13 protein-coding genes and 2 pseudogenes are annotated in these 13,535 nt (G+C 68.7%); 10 read left to right on the top strand and 5 right to left on the bottom strand.

The genetic code is table 11. The features are described 5' to 3' along the window. Positions 1–200: 200 nt before the first annotated feature. Both BIV57_RS00360 and BIV57_RS00355 read right to left on the bottom strand, forming a co-directional pair. The gene (locus tag BIV57_RS00360) at positions 201–1,316 is read right to left on the bottom strand and encodes a GntR family transcriptional regulator (RefSeq protein ID WP_175548610.1); all 1,116 of its coding nucleotides are present in this window, start codon (positions 1,314–1,316) and stop codon (positions 201–203) included. A 463-nt stretch (positions 1,317–1,779) separates the two neighbouring features. Then, the gene (locus BIV57_RS00355) at positions 1,780–2,499 is read right to left on the bottom strand and encodes an HAD family hydrolase (RefSeq protein ID WP_071654530.1); all 720 of its coding nucleotides are present in this window, start codon (positions 2,497–2,499) and stop codon (positions 1,780–1,782) included. On the opposite strand from BIV57_RS00355, the pseudogene BIV57_RS26685 reads away from it, so the two are divergent. The 5 genes and pseudogenes from BIV57_RS26685 to BIV57_RS26680 all read left to right on the top strand — a co-directional run. Beyond that, positions 2,498–2,905, top strand: a pseudogene (locus tag BIV57_RS26685) (GNAT family N-acetyltransferase); the annotation flags it as partial. The gene BIV57_RS00355 and the pseudogene BIV57_RS26685 overlap by 2 nt on opposite strands. Positions 2,906–2,999: 94 nt before the next feature. Continuing rightward, positions 3,000–3,359, top strand: coding sequence for a GNAT family N-acetyltransferase (locus tag BIV57_RS26295; protein ID WP_071654529.1), 360 nt, complete (start codon positions 3,000–3,002; stop codon positions 3,357–3,359). Positions 3,360–3,447: 88 nt separating this feature from the next. Beyond that, positions 3,448–4,176 carry an HAD family hydrolase gene (locus tag BIV57_RS00340; RefSeq protein ID WP_071654528.1) on the top strand — a complete coding sequence of 243 codons (729 nt, stop codon included), beginning with the start codon at positions 3,448–3,450 and terminating at the stop codon, positions 4,174–4,176. A 94-nt stretch (positions 4,177–4,270) separates the two neighbouring features. Next, entirely contained in the window at positions 4,271–4,858 is a 588-nt protein-coding gene (locus BIV57_RS00335; protein WP_139275335.1) for a P-loop nucleotide/nucleoside kinase family protein, read from the top strand. After that, the gene (locus BIV57_RS26680) at positions 4,858–4,950 is read left to right on the top strand and encodes a DUF6924 domain-containing protein (RefSeq protein WP_419185672.1); all 93 of its coding nucleotides are present in this window, start codon (positions 4,858–4,860) and stop codon (positions 4,948–4,950) included. Before BIV57_RS00335 ends, BIV57_RS26680 begins: the two co-directional genes overlap by 1 nt. 387 nt (positions 4,951–5,337) lie before the next feature. Here the strand turns inward: BIV57_RS26680 and BIV57_RS00330 are convergent, their stop codons facing one another. Then, positions 5,338–5,712 (bottom strand): DUF2255 family protein, encoded by a 375-nt coding sequence (locus tag BIV57_RS00330; protein WP_071654526.1) that lies wholly within the window; start codon positions 5,710–5,712, stop codon positions 5,338–5,340. A 106-nt stretch (positions 5,713–5,818) separates the two neighbouring features. Beyond that, positions 5,819–6,025 carry a hypothetical protein gene (locus BIV57_RS00325; RefSeq protein WP_071654525.1) on the bottom strand — a complete coding sequence of 69 codons (207 nt, stop codon included), beginning with the start codon at positions 6,023–6,025 and terminating at the stop codon, positions 5,819–5,821. A gap of 14 nt (positions 6,026–6,039) precedes the next feature. Between BIV57_RS00325 and BIV57_RS00320 the strand changes: the two genes are divergently transcribed. The 3 genes and pseudogenes from BIV57_RS00320 (at position 6,040) to BIV57_RS24405 (ending at position 8,387) form a co-directional block, all read left to right on the top strand. Continuing rightward, complete coding sequence (locus tag BIV57_RS00320; protein WP_071654524.1) at positions 6,040–6,549, top strand: hypothetical protein; 510 nt, start codon at positions 6,040–6,042, stop codon at positions 6,547–6,549. Next, positions 6,549–7,841: pseudogene (locus BIV57_RS25510) on the top strand (IS256 family transposase). The gene BIV57_RS00320 and the pseudogene BIV57_RS25510 overlap by 1 nt, the downstream one beginning before the upstream one ends. A gap of 114 nt (positions 7,842–7,955) precedes the next feature. Continuing rightward, positions 7,956–8,387, top strand: coding sequence for a hypothetical protein (locus BIV57_RS24405; protein WP_139275333.1), 432 nt, complete (start codon positions 7,956–7,958; stop codon positions 8,385–8,387). Between the two features lie 574 nt (positions 8,388–8,961). Here the strand turns inward: BIV57_RS24405 and BIV57_RS00305 are convergent. After that, on the bottom strand, positions 8,962–9,801 hold the full coding sequence (locus BIV57_RS00305) for an endonuclease/exonuclease/phosphatase family protein (RefSeq protein WP_071654522.1): 840 nt from the start codon (positions 9,799–9,801) through the stop codon (positions 8,962–8,964). 622 nt (positions 9,802–10,423) lie between these two features. On the opposite strand from BIV57_RS00305, the gene BIV57_RS00300 reads away from it, so the two are divergent. Together BIV57_RS00300 and BIV57_RS00295 are read left to right on the top strand one after the other, a co-directional pair. Further along, positions 10,424–12,469 carry a DNRLRE domain-containing protein gene (locus tag BIV57_RS00300; RefSeq protein WP_139275331.1) on the top strand — a complete coding sequence of 682 codons (2,046 nt, stop codon included), beginning with the start codon at positions 10,424–10,426 and terminating at the stop codon, positions 12,467–12,469. Next, positions 12,436–13,524, top strand: coding sequence for a hypothetical protein (locus BIV57_RS00295; protein WP_071654520.1), 1,089 nt, complete (start codon positions 12,436–12,438; stop codon positions 13,522–13,524). Before BIV57_RS00300 ends, BIV57_RS00295 begins: the two co-directional genes overlap by 34 nt. Positions 13,525–13,535: the final 11 nt, after the last annotated feature.

The raw sequence follows: 13,535 nt of genomic DNA, 5'->3' as shown, positions 1-13,535 counted from the left end.
TCCGGCCCGCCGCGCGCACCACCGGCGCCGGCCGTCGAGGGGACCGTCCAGCCCTTTGCCGCCCGGCCGGCGATCGAGGCGCAAGCGGCTGCGGCGGCCGACGGGGCGCCACCCCGTGCCACGGTGCGACGACGGCGGAGGCGAACGCCGAGGAAGTGTCCGGTCATGCGAGCGAGATTCGCGTCCGCCGGCAGAAGGAATCAAGAAGGACCCGCGGCTCCTTCCCCTGCGGCCGCGGTGGAGGCGCGCACCGCCAGCCGGGGCCGCACCCACACCTGCTGCACCTCCGCGTCCGGCTCCGCCAGCCGCCGCAACAGCGCCTCCACCGCCAGCCGGCCCAGCCGGAACTTCTCCGGCACCACCGACGTCAACGCCACCGATCCCGTCACGGCACGCCAGTCCTCGCAGGCGATCACAGACAACCCGCCCGGGATCGCCAGCCCGGCCCGCCGGGCCGCTTCGATGACCATCGTCGCCTCGTTGTCCCCGAAGCAGACCGCCGCCGTGGCGCCCGCCGCCCGCAGCACCCGCAGTGCCCGCTCGCCCAGCGGCGCCAGCGTGGGCATGTGCCCGGTCCCGAACCGGCGCTGATGCTCGATCTCCACGACGGCCACCGCATCCAGCCCGAGCTCGGCGGCCCCCTTGGCGAACCCCCGCACGATCTGCGCACTGGGCGGCGCACCCGGCCGGCACACCAGCCCCACCCGCTGGTGACCCAGCGCGGCCAGGTGCTCCAAGGCGATGAACACCCCGGCCACCCGATCGGTGGACACATGCTCACTGGGGTCCCCGGGATCCACCGGCGCACGCTCCAGCAGCACATAAGGCAGCGTCAGCTCCCGCAACCACCGAGCCCTGTCGGCAAGGGCGGGCCCGGAGCCGCTCGGATGCGACAGCACCAGCCCGTCCACGCCCTCCAACCGCGCAAGCAGGTCCTCCAACCGCTGCCAGCCCCGCGCCCCGTACCCCGTGCAATGCACCTGCAACGCCACCCGCCCCCGGGCCGCGGCCGCCTCGATACCCTCCAGCAACGGCGGGAAGTACCACTGACGCTCCGGCAGCACCGCCGCAATCCGCCACCGGCGCCCGTGTGCCGCGCCCGGCACCGCCCGCACGAACGTCCCCGCGCCCTGCCGCCGCTCCACCCACCCCTCAGCCGCCAAAACCTCCATTGCACGCCGCACGGTGTTGACCGAGACCGCGTGCGAGGTAGCCAGACCCGCCTCGGTCGGCAACTGCGATCCCGGCGGCCACACCCCGTCGCGGATGCCGCGCTGCAACTCCTGCGCCAGCGCCCGATACTTCAGCTGCCCCATGCGGGCCATTCTCCGACCCGGGAGTGATCTTGGGAACCCTCGCCGGAGCAGCGAAAAGCCTGGGCGGCACCGGCCGCACGCTGCTGGAGCGCACTGGCCTCCACCTCAGCTCCGCGCTCAAACCGCCGAAGCCGTTGACAAGCAGCCTGCACTGATCGACACACCCCTCGGGATCGCCCCACTCGGTCACGGCGACTGTGCGATCCAGACAGACGTTCATCATTGGCGTCCCCTGCCCGATCGAAGCCAACCGCGCGCCGCACACGGCCTGACTCAGACTCAGGTCGCAAGCGCGCTCGAGGTGCGGGTAGCTACCGTGCAGGCCTGGGGGGCGGGACGGACCGAACCACGAGGTCCGCAGCGCAAGGCCTACGCCCACCTCCTGACCGAGCTCGTCGACCTCTATCCGGCCGCGCGGGCCCCCGGCCGCGGCGCTGGAGGAACTGGCGGACCGCAGCGGGGCTCATGTCGCGAGCGCGGAGGGGAGTTCGTCGAGGGAGTGGATGACGCCGATGCCGTCCTCGGCAGTCTGCCCGCTGCCGGTCCTCGCCCGGTCGAGCCAGTAGGCGTGCAGGCCCGCGTCGTGGGCTCCCTGCGCATCGAGGGTGTACTTGTCCCCGACGTAGGCCACTTCGTGCGGCGGGAGGCCGAGGGAATGGCAGCCGGCGAGGAAGATGCTCGCCGCCGGCTTGGCGGCGCCGTGCTGCTCGGAGCAGACGAGCGTGTCGCCGAGGTAGGGCAGCAGGCCGATGGCGTGGAGCTTGGCGCGCTGGTGGTCGGCCGAGGAGTTGGAGACGATCCCGAGCCGGTAGTCGGACGCGAGCGTGCGCAGGACGGGTTCGGCGTCGGGAAAGGCCGCCCAGGCGGCGTTGCGGTGGGCCTCGTACGCGGCGAACCAGGCGGTGACCTCGTGGTCCGACAGGCTGTGGCTGTCGTGCCCGAGGTGGGCGAGGAACTGGCGGGTGCGTGCGCGCCGCTGCTCGGTGAAGGTGATCTCGCCGTTGAGGAAGCGCGCGTACTGCGCCTCCATGATCTCCCGCCAGAGGGCGAATGCCGTCGCAGGGTCGGGGAACCGGTTGAGGATGCCTTGTGCCCGCAGGTGGGCGAGCACGCCGACCTCCTCGGAGGTCGAGTAGTCGAACAGCGTGTCGTCCACGTCGAAGAGCACACCCTGGATCGGCATGAGACCGTCCCTTCAGGCCGTGGTGGGAGCTGTTTCCCGCGTGGGTGATCATGCCATGGGCGGGGCATCGACCGTGGGCGGCCCGGCATTTGGACAAGGCAGCCCCCGCTCGCCGCGTCCGTGCCGCTGCGCACCATGGACGCGGCGGTGCTGTCCGCGGCCGCACTCCGCGCGCTGGCGCGTGCCCGGGGTCGCGGCATGGACGTCGCGGCAGCGCGATCTGGGTGTCCGGCAGCCTGCGTCGCAGGGCTATCGGTTCCGATGGGCTGCTGGAACGATCACCGGCATGGACTCTGGTGAGACAGCAGCCTGGCCCACCGTCGTGGAGACCGACCGCCTGCGGCTGCGTCCGGCCCAGGAGGAGGACTTTGCCGCCTACGCCGAGTTGTGGACCAATCCCGAGGTCCGCCGGTTCGTGGGCGGCCCGCTGGACCCGCAGGAAGTGACCAGGCGCCAGGAGACCTTCCGTCCTACGCCCAACGCCCAACGCCTTCAGCGTCGTGCTGCGCGAGCAGCAGACGGTGGTCGGGTCGCTCTCGATCGACTCGCCTTCGCGGTTCGAGGGGCGCCGCGAACTCGCGCTGTCCTTCCTGCCGGAGCACTGGGGCCACGGCTACGCCCGCGAAGCAGTGTCCGCGCTCATCGACTGGGCCTTGATCGCGATCCCCAACGACACCCCCACGGTCATCGCGGCGACCCAGGTGGCCAACCACCGCAGCCGCCGGCTGCTGGAGGCGGTCGGGATGAAGGAGATCGACCGCTTCGAGAAGTGGGGCGCTGCGCAGATCATGTACTCCACCGACCCCGACCGCCCCTGCGACCGAACAGCCGGCGCCGGAAACTCCAGCTCGCGACCGTAGCAGCGCGCCTTCACCTCCCCCTATGGCCCGGAGGATCATCACCCCGGGCCGCCGGGTTCACCGGCCGACCGCTCGGGAAGGACCAACCGTGACCGGCAACCAGGTACTGCTGTGGGACTTCGACGGAACCCTGGGTCAACGCCCCGGCCGCTGGTCAGGAACTGTCCTTGAGGTACTCGACGCCGAGTATCCGGGCCACGGCTACCAGCGGGCCCAGATCGCCGCGGTCCTTTCCTCCGGGTTCCCCTGGCACACCCCGGACACCGCGCACCCGCACCTTGCCGATTCACGTGCCTGGTGGCACCACCTGACCGGCGTCCTGTCCGAGGCACTCCTGCGCCTGGGGCTGTCGCCGTCCCACGCGCAGAGCGCGGCCCGGCTCGTACCCGTGCGCTACACTGACCCCGCCCGCTGGGAGGTGTTCGCCGACACCGTCCCCGCCCTCGCCGAGCTGACGCGGCAGGGCTGGCGTCACGCCGTCTTGTCCAACCATGTCCCGGAACTGCCCCGCATTCTTCAAGGCCTCGGCCTGGATCTGCACGTGGACGCGGTCGTCAACTCCGCGGTCACCGGCTACGAGAAGCCCCACCCCGAGGCGTTCCGCCTCGCCCTGGCCGCCACCGGTCACCCGGACCGGGTCTGGATGATCGGCGACAATCCCGCCGCCGATGTCGCCGGGGCCCACGCGGTCGGCCTCAATGCGATCCTGGTGCGCACCCCGAACCCCGGCGTCCCCCACTATGCACCCGACCTGGCCACGCTCCCTGCACTCATCGCCGCCACGGAAACCGAGGAGCCTTCCCGGCCGGAGCACTAACCCGGGAGAGAGACGATCTGCGGTCTGGGCCACCCGTCATCGTTGGCGGGAAGCGCGTATGCAGAGGTTTATGGTTTGTCTCTAGGATCAACCAGTGAAAGTTGGTAGTATGCAAGGCGTCAAGACTCAAGGTTCGAATAAAGTTGCCGTTCTGGTGAATGGCGTTCCTGGATCGGGTAAGTCTACCCTTGCTCGTGAGCTGTCAAATGTACTTGGCATCCCGCTGGCGAGCAAGGATGTCATCAAGGAAGCGCTTGCCGATACAATCGGCATTCGTCCTTTCGAGGACTGGTTGGGTCTGTACTGGAATAAGATGTACGGTGCGGCGGCGAGCGAGACCATGTGGTCGTTCCTGAGAGACTCTCCCTGCGGAATGGTTCTCGAATCTACGTGGCCCGGGGATGAGACTTGGAAGTTCGTCCAGCCTGGTCTTGAGCGCGCCGGCGTAGACTCGGTGTTCCAAATTTGGTGCAGCGTGCCGATCGCTCTCGCGCGATCTCGCTGTGAAGCCAGATTCTCATCCAGGCATAGAATTCACGGCCCTCTTATCGAGGGCGATGAATGGTCGAACCGGTGGGCCAAAGCAGAAGCCCTGCCGATCTCAGAGACCCTCGTGGTCGACACGTCGAAACCGGTAGATATAGATGATATTCTCACGTGGATTGAAGAGAATCATCCTTAGTGGTGGAGGTCAACCTCGGGCAGGCCAACCTGGACTGGGAGGACTACGCCAACGACACCGACCCGGACGGGGTCTACCGTCGGTCCACCTGACCGGCGGCAGGCACGCGGGCGCCTCACGCGAGCTCCAGGCCGGCCTTGGCGAGCGCGTCACGCTGATGTCCACGAGTCCTGAAGTTGATCAGACGTCACCGAGCTGACCTGGCCTGATCAGTTGATGGGAGTCGGTGGGCCGGCGTGGCGGGGGACTTCGGTCACTCGGTCCGGCTCTCGCTGAAGGTGTGGGTCCTGTGATCTGAAGATTGTTCAGATCCAGTGCGTGCTGCTCATGTTGGAGCAAGATGAGTGCGCGTTGATCAGCTTCATGGACCATTGGCATGGTTGCAGGCGCGGCTGGCGAGCGGCCGAGCTGGGCGGGGCCCTGGCGTCGACGTCGTTGCCCAGGTTGCGGCCGCCTCCATTGCGCGGTGGGATTGGCTGTCACCTCGGGAGGAGTGTCAAGGTGGCGGCCTGCGCCTGCGGCTGGAGCATGGGCTCCAGGTAGCTGCCGGCATAACGCCGGTACTTGAGCCGGTAGGCCTCGTCGATGGCGGCGACCAGGGAGGTGTCGGCCTCGACGAACCGCACGTCCTTGGTCAGTTCGGCGGCGCTGATGCGCCCGGTACGGGTGCGCTGGGCCGCCCGGTACCAGTGGCCGCCGGCGCCGCGCCAGGAGCGGACGTAGATGTCGTCGCCGACGCGGACGCCCCAGATGGTGGTGGGGGTGCGCAGCGTTGTGTCGCGGCGGTGGGGGGCGAGGCCCCATTCCTCGGTCTCTGCCAGCGCGGTGAGTTCCTGCGGGGTCCAACCGGTCATCGTGGCCTCACTTTCATGACCGTGGTGGGTGGGTGGCGTGGGCGGACCGGGGATGGGGTCCGGTGCGCTGTCGGCGGGTGTGTGCGGATGTGTCGGGCGCGGGCGGCTATCTCTGGGCGGCGTGCTCGGCCAGCCAGAGGGGGAATCCGGTCGCCGCGGGCCGGTCCGCCTGCTGGTAGGCGGTGATCCAGGCGTAGGGCAGGAAGTGCTCGAACCGCATCGAGGCGGCGTCGAAGGGGGAGCGGGGGCGGCGGAAGGCCACCCGGCCGTCGTTGAACGCGGCATCGGTGACCAGCCGGTTCTGAGCGCGCACCGGGTGCCTTGGGCGTGGGCGAGGGCGTCGGCCGCCTGGTGGAACGTCAGGTCGTGCGGGCCCTGCACTTCGCGGATCCCCTCGATGGCGCTGCCGGGGCCGGTGAGTTCCTCGGCGGCCGCGCGGGCCAGGTCGGCGGTGGCCACCAGCGGCAGCGGCAGGTCCGCGCGGATCGTCGAGGCGAGCATGCTGAAGCGGGCGACCGTATCGAGGTGGCCCAGGAAGTTCTCCATGAACCAGCCGCCGCGCAGGTGCACCTGGTTCAACGCCGTTTCCAACTGCTTGAAACCGTGCGTGGTAAACCGGTGCCGTGGGCGGCGCCGACATCCGACCTCGCGAAGTCTGCCGGCATCTGGGCATCGGCGCTGCCTGGTGAAGCCGCGGCGCAGCAGGTGGCGGGCGCGGCCGCATCATTGCGGCAGCCGGAGGAGGACATCCCGACCTGCGGGACAGTCCTGACCTTGTGTTTGCCCCGGTCTGACCCGGATGGCATGAGGCACCGTCTCCGCCGGGAAGGATCATGATGGGCAGCAGCTACGAGCATCCCCACGAGATCGGCGAGCAGCAGGTGGGGGCGGAAGTGGCGCGAACGCAGGAACTAGAACAGCAACTGACGGACCGTCAGATCGAGCGGACCCGGCGCGACGGCGCCGGCCTGGTGGGCCGCGACGGACTCCTGGGCGACCTGGTCAAGCGGGTCATCGAGGGCGCGTTGGAGGCCGAGATGGCCGACCACCTCGGCTGCGAACGCGGCGAACGCCCGTCGGCGGGCGGCAACATCCGCAACGGGAGTTCGAAGAAGACCGTGCTGACTGACGTCGGCCCGGTGGAACTGGACATCCCCCGCGACCGCGCCGGCTCCTTCTCCCCGAAGATCGTGCCCAAGCACACCCGCCGCCTGGAGGGCTTCGACCAGGCGGTTGTCTCCCTGCATGCCAAGGGGCTGACGACGGGTGAGATCCAGGCCCACCTCGCGGAGATCTACGACGTCGACGTCTCGCGCGATCTGATCTCCCGGGCGACGGAGAAGGTCAGCGAGGAGTTGGATGTCTGGCGGATGCATCCGCTGGACCGCGTCTACGCCGTCATCATGATCGACGCGATCGTGGTCAAGATCCGCGACGGGGCGGTGGCCAACCGCCCGGTCTACGTGGCGGTCGGCATCAACCTCGAGGGCGAGCGGGACGTTTTGGGCATGTGGGTGGGCACCGGCGGCGAGGGCGCCAAGACCTGGATGACCTGGCTGACGGAGCTGAAGAACCGCGGGGTGGAGGACGTGCTGATCGCCTGCTGCGACGGGCTGAAGGGGCTGCCGGACTCCATCGCCGCCATCTGGCCGCTGGCCGACATGCAGCTGTGTGTGGTCCACATGGTCCGCAACTCCCTGTAGTACTGCTCGACCAAGCACTGGTCGCAGATCGCCAAGGAACTGCGGACGGGCTACACCGCCCCGACCGCGGAGGCGGCCGAGGCCCGGTTCGCCGAGTTCGAGCAGGCCTGGGGCGAGCGGCATCCGGCGGCGATCGCGGTCTGGCGCCGCAACTGGGAGCACTTCACCGTCTTCCTGCGGTTCCCGCCCGAGATCCGCAGAATGGTCTACACGACCAACATGATCGAGTCTCTGAACTCCCGGTTCCGGCAGGCGACTCGGCGGCGGGGGCACTTCCCGGACGAGCAGGCCGCGTTGAAGGTGCTCTACCTGGTCATCCGGGACCGGCAGCCCAACCGGGTCAATCCGACCGGGCGGACCTACGACTGGAAGGAGGCGATCAACACCCTGGCCGGCTTCTACGGCGACCGCATCACCGACTTCTAGACACCACACCAGACACGGGGCACCCACAAAGAATCAGACACTCTCAGCCGGGAGGTAGAATTGTTCCGTCGCACGAAAAGACTCTGTGGTCCTGAATCCGTCGCTGGGGTATGGATGGTGGCGGTACTGAATGGGGATTCGAAAAAACTCCATCGCGTCAGCGAAGGTGATCGGCGGCTACTCAAGGAGCAGGTATATGTCGCCGCTGAAACCTTCACCAGCATAATGCGTCGACGATTCAAATCCCCGCCCGAGGCGGACGCCATCCGAGAGTTTGCCTGCAGAGTCGCCGAGCGTGCGGAGAGAAGTGGAGCCACTGTCGATCAGCGGCTTGCTCAAGGACTCATTCGGATCGCGATCACGGGAGAAGAGCCAGAGGACATCGGTTTTCCTTTGGTACCCTCTGCCGAAGCAATGCGAATTCACGTCATCGGAAGCTGTATTGGCACGGAAGATCTCGATCTTGACCGTGCGGCGCGAGCGGAAATCGTTTGTGAGGTAGAAGATATTCTTGCCGCCGATGGTGTGGAGCTCCTCAAAACGTAGGCGTTTCTCTGGGTAGGCCGCCGCCGAGTAGCACGGGTTCCAACATCACCTACACCTACCCCACCCAAGGCACGGCCGGCGACCAGGCCCACACCCTCATCAAGACCACCGCCACCGGCGCCAACGCGGATGCGCGCACCGCCAACTACCAATACGACGCCTCCGGCGACACCACAGCCATCACCACCACCGAGGGCACCCAGAACCTGAGCTGGGACAGCCAGGGGCAACTCGCCTCGCGGTACGAGCGCTGCGATGGTCCACCAGCCCCCACAAGCCCTGTCTGCGATAGGCCAGGCGTGGCCCGCGATACCTGCTCGAAGCCGCTCGCGGTCAGCTCCTCGGCCTTGGCCTGCTCCCGCTCGGCCAGGGTGAACCGGCCCGGATCGTAGGCGGGGCGCACCGTGTCCGGCGTGCCGGGACCTCGGCTATACCATCGAGCGGCGCCAGGCCGCCTACGACCTGGCAGCCGTGCGAGCCGACGTGGACCGCCAGCACCATCCGGGCGCCGCATGGATGAAGGGCAAGTTCCCCGACCCGGTCTGACGCTGCGGCACTTGTTGGCGGCCGCGGCTCAGGCAGGTGCTGGGCAGGCGGGGTGGGTGAGGTCGGCCAGGACGGCGGTGTGGTCGGAGGGCCAGGTGCCGTCGACCGGCCGGTCCCCGGCCCGGCGCACTGCGGTGACGTGGCCGAGGCCGCCGGGTCCGGGTGGGCCGAGGTGGATGTAGTCGATGCGGGCGCTGGGCTCGTGCCCGGCGGCGACGTGGGGGTTGGCCCGGTCCCAGGTCGCCGCGGTCTGGCCCAGGGCGGCGTACTCCCGGGCGTCGAAGAAGACCTGCCCGGGCACGGCCGGCGCGGTCTTGTAGCCGCCGAGCAGCCGGACCTCGTCGGAGTCCGGCCAGGCGTTGAGGTCGCCGGTGAGCACCGGGGGGAAGGCGGTGCCGGATTGGTGGGTGGCGACGAAGGCGGCCAGTGCGCGCACCTGTCGGCAGCGCAGCGCGGAGGCGTCGAGCATGGAGCTCAGCTGGGTGGTGAACATCGGCACCGCATGCGTGGGCGCGGCGATCTGCGCGTACAGCGCGAGCCGGCCGTCATCCTCCTGCTGCGGTGGGGCGGGCAGTTGCAGGACGGCCTGCTCGGTGATCGGCCAGCGGCTGAGGATCGCGTTGCCGATGTCGAGGCCGCCCTGGTCGATCCGCCGCTGCCATCGCCCGGGTGCGCGCGAGGGCGCCCACACGCAGTGCATGCCCAACTTCTCGGCGAGGTCGCGGGCCAGGTTCGCCCCGCCGTCCGCCCAGACCTCCTGCAGGCCGACGAGGTCGGGCCTCAGCTCGTGCAGCACGGCGCTGATGGCGCACCGCCGCTGCTGCCAGGGGCCGAAGCGCCACCACAGATTCCATGTCATGACCCTCATGCGGCCTCCGGCGTCGTCACTGCGCGCATCGTCACCGCCCCTGTAGACGCCCTACCCCGATGCAGGCGGGCATGGCCACCTACGAGGCCAACCTGCTGACCGTGCACGCTGATATCTGCGGCTGCCTGGAGTGTGAGGGACGTTTGTGTCGGGCACGGCTTGCACCAACGTCGGCCGTCTCCGCATCCGTCCCGGCACAAGCTGCTGGCTACGTTTGCCACGTGCCGACCGCTCCCGCTCCGCCCGCCTGTCCCTCCCGGCACGCCGCGCCGGCCGAACCGGCCCGACCGGAGCGCAGTCGGGCTGAGCGGTCCAAGGTTGCCTTCAGGTCAACTTAGACCCATGTATATGCCATGTCCCGGGCGTGCCCCGACCGGCTCGGGTGCGGAATGGTGCGCCTGGACCTGGAGTGATGTGGCATCACTTGTGGTGGCCGGGAAGCGCTGTGACGGTATGGATACTGTCTGGATGGCGAACGCATGTTCCAGTACGGTCCGGTGCTCGTGCGTGTACGGCGCACAGAAAGGGCACAGGTTCCGTGTCTTCACCTACCAAGCACCGCCACAGACGCCCCGTCAGTTGGGCCGCGGCCGCAGCGTTGATCGCGACGGCCGCCGCCACGGTGAGCACCGCGTCGGCGCACGCGACAACCCGCTCGGCAGACATCGCGCCGGGACCGATATCCCGGGCGATCGCCACGGCCAAGCACACGCACAAGACCGTCGCGCTTCCGCAGGCGACCACCGCAGATTCCACCACCGTCGTCAACCCGACCGGCACCCTGACGACGACGCTGACGTCCGGCCCCACGCGGCTGAAGCGGGCCGGCCGCTGGATTGCACTCGACCCCACGCTCCGCCGAAACGCCGATGGCGCCGTCACGCCGAGGTCGGCACCTGAATCGCTGTCTGTCTCGGGCGGCACGGGCACCCTTGCCCAGACTCCGTCTTCCTCGGGCCGTTCCACGGCTCCACTGGTCACCCTGGGACACGGCACCCAGAAGGTCACCATCGGCTGGAAGGGCCATCTTCCGAGCCCGGAGCTGCACGGGACGAGGGCGACCTACCGCAGCGTCGGACCCGGATACGACCTGCGCATCGAAGCCACCCGCACCGGCTTCGAGCAGTTCGTAGACCTCAACAAGCGCCCCGGAGCCGGGTTCTCCTACACGCTCCCCGTCGACACCGGGAAGCTGAAGGCCTCGGTGAGCAAGGGCGGGCAGGTCCAGTTCGCCGACGCCGCCGGCAGGGTCAAGGCCGCCCTGGCGGCCCCGAGGATGTGGGACACCCACACCAACAAGGCCGGCGTGCACGACCACACCGCACCGGTCACCGTGCGGGCGACCAACAGCCGGCCCGGCCACGTCGACCTCGTCTACACCCCGGACGCAGCCTTCCTCGCCGCACCCTCAACCCGCTACCCGGTCACCGTCGACCCCAGCACGCAGAATCTGGGCAACCTGGTCGACACCTACGCCCAGCAGGGCGAGAGCGGCGACAAGTCCGGCGAGACCGAACTGGACTTCGGCAACCCCGGCACCACCAACGCCGACGGCACCGCGCGCACAGCACGATCCCTGATCGCGTGGAACACCAAGCCGTTCGCCAACGCAGTGGTGGAAAGCGCGCAGCTGTCCCTGTGGAACTTCCACTCGGCCGCCACCGACGGCCACGGCCACCCCTGGGACGTCTACGCCACCTCCTCCTTCGACCACACCGCCAACTGGGCCAAGCAGCCCTCCTGGCTGCAGTCCTTCGTCACCTCCTACAGCACGCTCGGCAACCCCCCGTACAACGACGCGGGCTGGATCCACGCGGACGTGACCAACCTGGTCTCCTACTGGTCCGGCCAGCAGGCGACGACCGGCTACATGGGATTGCGGGCGACCGACGACAACACCATGTCCTGGAAGCGGGTCAACTCCTCCGAGGCCGCCTCGAACCCACCGACCCTGAAGGTCACCTGGGACTTTCGGCCCGGCAACGTACACGACCTCAAGGTCGGGCCGTCCGCGACGCAAACCAACGGCATCTGGCAGGTCAACTCCCTCACCCCGACGCTCCAGGCCACCATCGACGACGGGGACAACGACAAGGTCGACGGCACCTTCGTCATCGAGGACACCGCGAGTCCCGGAACCACTGTCGGCGGCCCCCTGGTCTCCTCCTTCGCCGCCGCCGGAACCCCGGTGTCGGTCCAGGTACCCGCGAACCTCCTCAAGGACGGCCACACCTACCGGTTCCGCGCCTCGGGCTACGACGGTGACCTGTACCAGACCGACTGGTCGGACTGGGCGCAGTTCCATGTCACCGCGGCGCCAACCGGCGGCCATGCCGTCGATCTGACCCTTCCCGACAGCAACGCCGCCGCCTCGGTCAACCTCAAGGACCAGGCACCGGACAACCAGTCCCACCCGCCCTACGACCCGGGGATCTCATCCCTCCGCAAGTCTGCGCCGCAGCTCGCCGGTCCTCAGCAGCAGCCGAAGTGCACCCCCAGCTCCGACGGTGGCAAGGACTGCGCCTGGTTCGAATACCCCGCGAAGAAGACGGGCGCCACGGACCCGCACCTCGCCAAGCCCCAAGCCGCTGCCGACTGGTGCTCGCCGAACATCCCGGACAACTACACCTGGCCGTGCGCGACGAGGCGTGCTCCTACCCACTGCTGAACCTTGCGCACGCCGACGTCGACGGGAATCTGACCACAGCGGTCTTCCAGGTCACGATCCGCGCCGTGCTCAGCGCGAACACCGTCACCACCGACTGGACCTTCCAGCCGAAGTCCGTGCCCGCCAGCATGTGGCCGATCGAGTTCCCCGGCCTCACCGTGTCGTGCCCGGACTGCTCCGTGGTCTCCGGATCGGGCTCGGGATGGGGCTCGACGCTCCCCAAGTGGACCTCCGCGGCCGACCCGTCCGCGACCTACCACGAGGTCCTGTCCTGGGACGGCGGCTCCGCCGCCGACGTGAACACCACCTTCCACCTCAGCGACGCCCTGAACGCACAGACCGCCCTCGGCGGCATGGACGTGAACTGGACGGACAACACCGAACTGTCGGAGATCCGCTGCGACACCGTCCTCAGCGGACCTCCCGGGAAGTGCGTGTTCGACAACTACGCGCCCACCTACACCCTCAACGCAGGCAAGTACCCGATGCCTGCCGCGCACGCATGGCTGATCCAGCACAAGCTGCCGAGCCACGACGGGCAACCCGGAGAGCCGGGCCAGGCCTCACCGATGTACTACCTGCCCGGCGGCGACAACGGACAGGGCAACAACCGGGACCTGATCTGCCCAAGTGGTTGGGCGGCTGCCAAGGGCAACCCCAACGCGACGCCCGCGGGCATTACGGACACGCTGAGCTGCGACGAGTACGCCTTCAACGCCTCCTACAACAGCGCGGGCATGCCGGCCAGCCTGGGCGGACTCAACGCGGTGGGCTCGGGTGACGAATGCGTTCAGACCTACGTGACGAAGGTGAACAACACCACCTGGCACCTGTACAACGACGAGCGCGACATCGATCCGACGTGGACCGAGAAGTGCGGCCGCTCGGTGATGTCCAGCAGCCAAAACAGCGGTGTGATGTCACCGTTCGGCGGCTTCATCACGAATATGCGGCTCCTCAAGGGAGACGCCTACTGGATGGACCCCAATCTCGCCGCCGACTGCTCAACAGACGCCCTGGCCGTGAAGTGCACGATGTCCGCAATTCTTCAGTGACGCGGGCGTAG

It is taken from the genome of Mangrovactinospora gilvigrisea (assembly GCF_001879105.1).
In the GTDB taxonomy this organism is placed as follows: Bacteria; Actinomycetota; Actinomycetes; order Streptomycetales; family Streptomycetaceae; genus Mangrovactinospora; species Mangrovactinospora gilvigrisea.
Note: the sequence above shows the minus strand (reverse complement) of the source record. Positions and strands in the feature narration are given on the sequence as shown.

Excerpts from the sequence above, each read along its gene's own strand:
- BIV57_RS00360 (WP_175548610.1), bottom strand. The coding sequence starts at position 1,316 with ATGGGGCAGCTGAAGTATCGGGCGCTGGCGCAGGAGTTGCAGCGCGGC.
- BIV57_RS00305 (WP_071654522.1), bottom strand. The coding sequence starts at position 9,801 with ATGAGGGTCATGACATGGAATCTGTGGTGGCGCTTCGGCCCCTGGCAG.
- BIV57_RS24405 (WP_139275333.1), top strand. The coding sequence starts at position 7,956 with ATGGTGGCGGTACTGAATGGGGATTCGAAAAAACTCCATCGCGTCAGC.
- BIV57_RS00355 (WP_071654530.1), bottom strand. The coding sequence starts at position 2,499 with ATGCCGATCCAGGGTGTGCTCTTCGACGTGGACGACACGCTGTTCGAC.
- BIV57_RS00330 (WP_071654526.1), bottom strand. The coding sequence starts at position 5,712 with ATGACCGGTTGGACCCCGCAGGAACTCACCGCGCTGGCAGAGACCGAG.